Below are 4892 nucleotides of genomic sequence, written 5' to 3' on the forward strand. Positions count from 1 at the left end.
AGCTCGGCAAGCCAAGTCGTTTGTAATATTCATCGAGGCGCACGCGCTTTCCCCGCCGTCTATGCAAAACCTCCAGTTTATCAAGTCATCTTTTATAGAGAATGACGACGCGTCTGTAACCGCCGCTATTGTTGGATAGCGCAATATGTGTCAGCCACCATGCCTGTGGCATAGTACGCACAGTTAATCAACAACAAAGGGGTTCCATATGGCAAAACTAGAACAGATTCAGGCAACGATGAAGCAATTGCGGGCGCAAGCCGACGCATTGATTTCAAAGAAAACTCAAGCGGCCGTCGACCAAATCCGCGACATCATGCTGAAGCACGGTTTGACGACAGAAGATATCGAGGCCAAAGCAAAGGCGAAGCGCCAAGCGAAAGCGTCGAATGGGAGCGCCGACCACGTCAAAGCGAATGCCTCTGACGGTGTCAAAGGCAAAGCAGCGCCGAAGTATCAGCATCCCAAAACGGGAGCAACGTGGTCTGGCCGCGGTCGCGCCCCCGCCTGGATTGCTGAAGCCAAAGACCGGAATAAATTCTTGATTGCAAGCGGCGCTGAAGCGGCGGTCGCGGCGAGTGCAGGTGTTGTGAGCAAGGCGAAGGTTGCGGTCAAGACGGCGGCGCCGAAGACGGTTGGTGCGACTGGTGGCAAGGGGCAGCCCAAAGGCCCGCAGCCGGCGCTTTATCTTGACCCCAAGTCCGGTGCGACATGGAGCGGCCGTGGACGCGCTCCGGCGTGGCTGGCTGGTGTCAAAGACCGGAAGAGGTTTTTGATTGATGGTGCGGCGGCGGCTGCGACGGACGCTGGTTTGGGCAACAAGGCGAGCAAGCCGAAGGCTGCCGGAAAGAAGGCCGCGACCAAGACGGTCGTGGCGAAGAAGGCAACAGCGGCAAGGAAAGTTGTTACTAAGGCACCGGCGAAGAGAAAGATTGCCGCGACTAAAAGTGCAACCGCTAAGAAAATTGTAGCCAACGGGGCGACGCCGATTGTGAATAAGGCGGCGAAGAAGGCACAGGCGAAGAAATCGGTTGCCGCCAAAAAGGTGGTTACGAAGGCGGGTGTCACTGCGGCACCGGAAGCTGCTGCTCAAGCGGCCGTGTAAGCGAGCACAAAAAGCTCGCTTTGCGTTGCGTCGGTAGGAGTGGTTGTCGTGGCCTACCGCTAACGGGCCCGCAATGCGTCGAGACGGGCGGCGCACTTTGCGTTCGAACCACCGCGCTTGTAGGCTTGTGCCGCCTTTGCGCGGTCCGGGACGACGTCGCCAGGAGCATGCCTCTCCCAGTGCCCCTCCCAGTACAAGCCAAGGTTGTATGCGGCCGCCCGGTGTCCAAGCTCTAGGGCCGTGGCATTACATGTCCTTGGCCATCTCGAGGTCGGCGTCCATGCCGCGGCCAAGCCGCGCACTGTCCGCAATAGCTGCTGCCGCCAGGCCTCGCAGGGGCTCGCTCGCTGTATCGTCTTTCAGCACGTCGCCCAGAATGACGTGCCCGGTCTCGAAATCTGCTGGCCCACCTGTCTCGGTGACTAGAGACAGTGCAAGCGCGACCCGAAGAGAAGGGTGCCGGTGAGGGCCAACCCGTACAAGCAGACGCCGGCCGAGGTAAGCCGCGCCCAATAGCGGGCTTGTGAGCAGCCCATTCGCGATAGCGGCGATGGATTCGAGAGAGAGAAACCCGACTTTGTATGCTGACACAACGTGCCGGAAGAACCTTTCCACGTCGAGTGACGGGGCGCCCTGGCGAAGTTGTGCCCACTCGTGTTCAATCTGGCTAAACCAGCCGGCATCTACAGACATCAGATTGTCCTATGGTGAGCGATGATACCTCACCGCTGCTGTCGCCAATCCTACCGTCGCTTTGCTGTGCGCACTTTAATTGCTGTTTCGCAGTGCATGGGATTGGTAGCACTGTCGCCCAAACTATCGACAGCCGTCGCAGTTACGTGGTAAGAGGGCCCTTACAATTGGAGGAACATACAACGTTGCGGGACTGAAGCCTGGTACTCCCGGAGTTACTTTCAGGAATGATTCGCCCGGACCCATCGCTTCCGTTCTCAGGCCACCTCTTCAACAGCCAAACCGACATGAACCTTGACTGCGAATCAAGAGGTACAGCTGTCACAAGTCTTGCCGAATTGTTCAGCTGCTCAAGTGCTGCACTTGAGCAATTCCTCGCGAAACCTGCGCTCGAGTCATACTTCGAACAGAACCATGAGAGGCTGCCTTTCCAGTTTTCCGAGTACCTGCATGACGAAGTCTCCCGCCGGTTCGGTGCACCGCGGATTCCGGCGCGGCGTCCAATGGTTTCACTGTACCCGCGTGCCGAAGGGAACTGATTTTTCCGAGGGTACCTTCAGACATCTCAGTTGAATCACAAACCTTCGACTGCCGCCAGCGAAGGAGGCGTTAAGTATCCTGTCGGGGAGTCGATACTTCGCAACAGAGAAGCCATCCACAGCGCCGCGGGACGAACCTGGGAGTCTCTCTCAAAACGCGCGCGATACCGTGCGTCGAACTTGTCGTCCTCCGAGACTACGTATCGAGAACGGCGATAGGTGGTTTGAGGTCAGTCGGAAACGTCTACATGGTTGACGGGTGCTGACGGGTGCTCCACGCTGATGTCCGCACTTTTACTGTGGGTTATCACACAGACGGCTGGCACCTACGAGCGTAGACCATCTGCACAAACTTGCGCTTTATTTGCTTGTCGGTTCCTTTTGGCCGATTGGAGACAACTATGAAGGCAGTCTCGGTTTTATTGGCTCTTCTAGTCGTCTGCGCCCCGAACGCTCGTGCCGATGGTGCAGCACCGCCTGCGGGCGCAAGCGAAGCCACGCCTAAACCTGGAGCGCTCGTACCGGCTGACACGGGGCGCGGGAAGCAAGTCAATCTCGACGGCGAGAATCTGCCTGTTATTGCAACCGTCGAATTATGCGAGGACATCGACGACAAATGTGCCAGGCCCCACGCAGTCTTCACCGAGGAGTCGACAAGTAAGTCTGTGAAGTTTTTCGTGCCTCCCACCCTCACGCCCGGGTCGTATCGAGTGCGACTCACCGCCGACAGGAAAACCTATTTCTACTCGACGTCAGAGCTTGTAGTTAGGCGGGCCGCTCCCGTCATAACGACTCTATCAAAGTCCGCACTTTACCCGGAAGGGAAGGACACTTACGCTGCCCTTCAGATATACGGGACTGGATTCGCGAGGAGCGCCGGGACGCCTGCGGCGATTAGCGAGCAACCCGCCGAAGAGAATGTAATTCGCGTCGATGGGGTTCCACTTAGCAACTGCGACCCAGACAAAAGTCGCTACTGTGCTCCGAGGCTCTCTGTCTCTGGGACTGAAACTACTATTACGGTCGAGGGGCTACCGCAAGCTTTATCTGGCAAGGTGAAGTTGGATGTGCAAGTGGCGAACGTGGTTTCCAACCCAGTAACCTTGTTGATGTCCCCCTTTGGAAGGTGGACGCCGCGCACATTCGCGCTGGGCGTACTCGCGGTCGTGCTTGGCATTTCCTACTTCGGCAATAGGAAACAGGTCGATGTGCCGTCCACTCCGACTGAGAGAATTCGTGGATGGAGAACCATTTTCGTCGACTTCGACTCAAATACCTACAGCTTGTCCCGGCTTCAACTTGTAATCTGGACCTTTGTCGCATTGTTCGGGTGGGTGTATCTCAGCGTCGCCCGTAGTTTGATTCAGGGTATGGCGACATTTTCGGATATCCCCAACGGCCTGCCGGGCGTTCTTCTAATCTCCGTCGGGACGAGCGTCGCCGCCGGAGGTGTAGCCGCGGTGAAGGGAGGCAAATCGGCTGGCCCATTTTCTCCTTCCTTCCGCGACTTTTATTCTGTGGGAGGCATCGTTGCTCCGGAGCGCGCCCAGTTCTTCTTGTGGACGATAGTCGGCGCGGTGGGCTTCATCGTGTACACCCTTGCGCTTGACCCTGCAACGATTGAAACGCTGCCGAAATTGCCCGAGGGATTTCTTCAGTTAGCGGGAATCAGCGCTGCGGGCTACGTCGGCGGGAAGATAGTCCGCAAGACTGGTCCCGTGTTGACCGACGTAAAAGCCGAATTCTCAACCGTGAAAAATGAGGCTACTTGGACCCTTACAGGGACCGGCCTTGCGAAAAATGCAACCTTTTCCTTCAAAGTAGGAGATGGTACGCAGGAGCCGACAGAAAAACCCCTTGTTGGCGCGACCGCAGAAGCAGACTCGGCTGACCAAGACGGAGACGCTACGCTCTTTAAAAAATTGACTGTGAAAATGGTAAATGCGCCGAAAGAAGCTTTCGCACCAGCGGCACCACCCGCACCGGCCTCGGCTGGTGCCGCTGGTTCGGCGGGACAACCAACGTTTCATAGGCACCTGTTCGTCATCATAAATCCCGACGGTCAGAGAGCGGAGTGGCCTTACTGACCCGGCTATGCTTGCGTCGGCAAGTGTCGCGAAGAAACTGCGGCCGCGTATCGGCTTCTCACCACAGACGGCGGCCCGGCCGCCGCCCTCGCACGGGGAAGGCACCGCTGTCTGTCCAAATACATCAATCCCAAAACTGGCGAAACGTGGAGCGGTCACGCCCGCCCGCCGGCTTGGGTTAAAGACGTCAAAGACCGCAGTAAATTCCTGATAGCAGGTGGTGCTGAAGCGACTGTTGCGGCGGACGCAGATGTTGTGAGCAAGGCGAAGAAGGCTGCAGTGAAGAAGGGCTCGAAGGCAGTTGGTGCGACTTCTACCAAGGGCCAGCCGAAAGGTCCGCAGCCGGCGCTTTACCGTGACCCCAAGAGTGGTGCGACTTGGAGCGGGCGTGGACGGGCGCCCGCGTGGCTGGCTGGTGCCAAGGACCGGGGGAAGTTTTTGATAGTTTGAACGGTCGATGGCTCCGTC

At 57.6% G+C, this 4892-nt stretch carries 4 protein-coding genes; 3 read left to right on the plus strand and 1 reads right to left on the minus strand.

The features are described 5' to 3' along the window. The first annotated feature begins 208 nt into the window (after positions 1-208). A complete protein-coding gene (locus tag PQR02_RS39605; protein ID WP_408243254.1) occupies positions 209-1105 on the plus strand; it encodes an H-NS family nucleoid-associated regulatory protein in 897 nt (298 codons plus the stop codon). A 246-nt stretch (positions 1106-1351) separates the two neighbouring features. Here PQR02_RS39605 and PQR02_RS39610 read toward each other — a convergent pair whose 3' ends face one another. Further along, positions 1352-1798 (minus strand): hypothetical protein, encoded by a 447-nt coding sequence (locus PQR02_RS39610; protein ID WP_408243255.1) that lies wholly within the window; start codon positions 1796-1798, stop codon positions 1352-1354. Positions 1799-2738: 940 nt separating this feature from the next. Between PQR02_RS39610 and PQR02_RS39615 the strand changes: the two genes are divergently transcribed. Together PQR02_RS39615 and PQR02_RS39620 are read left to right on the plus strand one after the other, a co-directional pair. Beyond that, the gene (locus tag PQR02_RS39615) at positions 2739-4424 is read left to right on the plus strand and encodes a hypothetical protein (RefSeq protein ID WP_408243256.1); all 1686 of its coding nucleotides are present in this window, start codon (positions 2739-2741) and stop codon (positions 4422-4424) included. Between the two features lie 123 nt (positions 4425-4547). Next, entirely contained in the window at positions 4548-4874 is a 327-nt protein-coding gene (locus PQR02_RS39620) for an H-NS family nucleoid-associated regulatory protein (protein WP_408243257.1), read from the plus strand. Positions 4875-4892: the final 18 nt, after the last annotated feature.

It is taken from the genome of Paraburkholderia sediminicola (genome assembly GCF_046026895.1).
Classification (GTDB): Bacteria; Pseudomonadota; Gammaproteobacteria; order Burkholderiales; family Burkholderiaceae; genus Paraburkholderia; species Paraburkholderia sediminicola_C.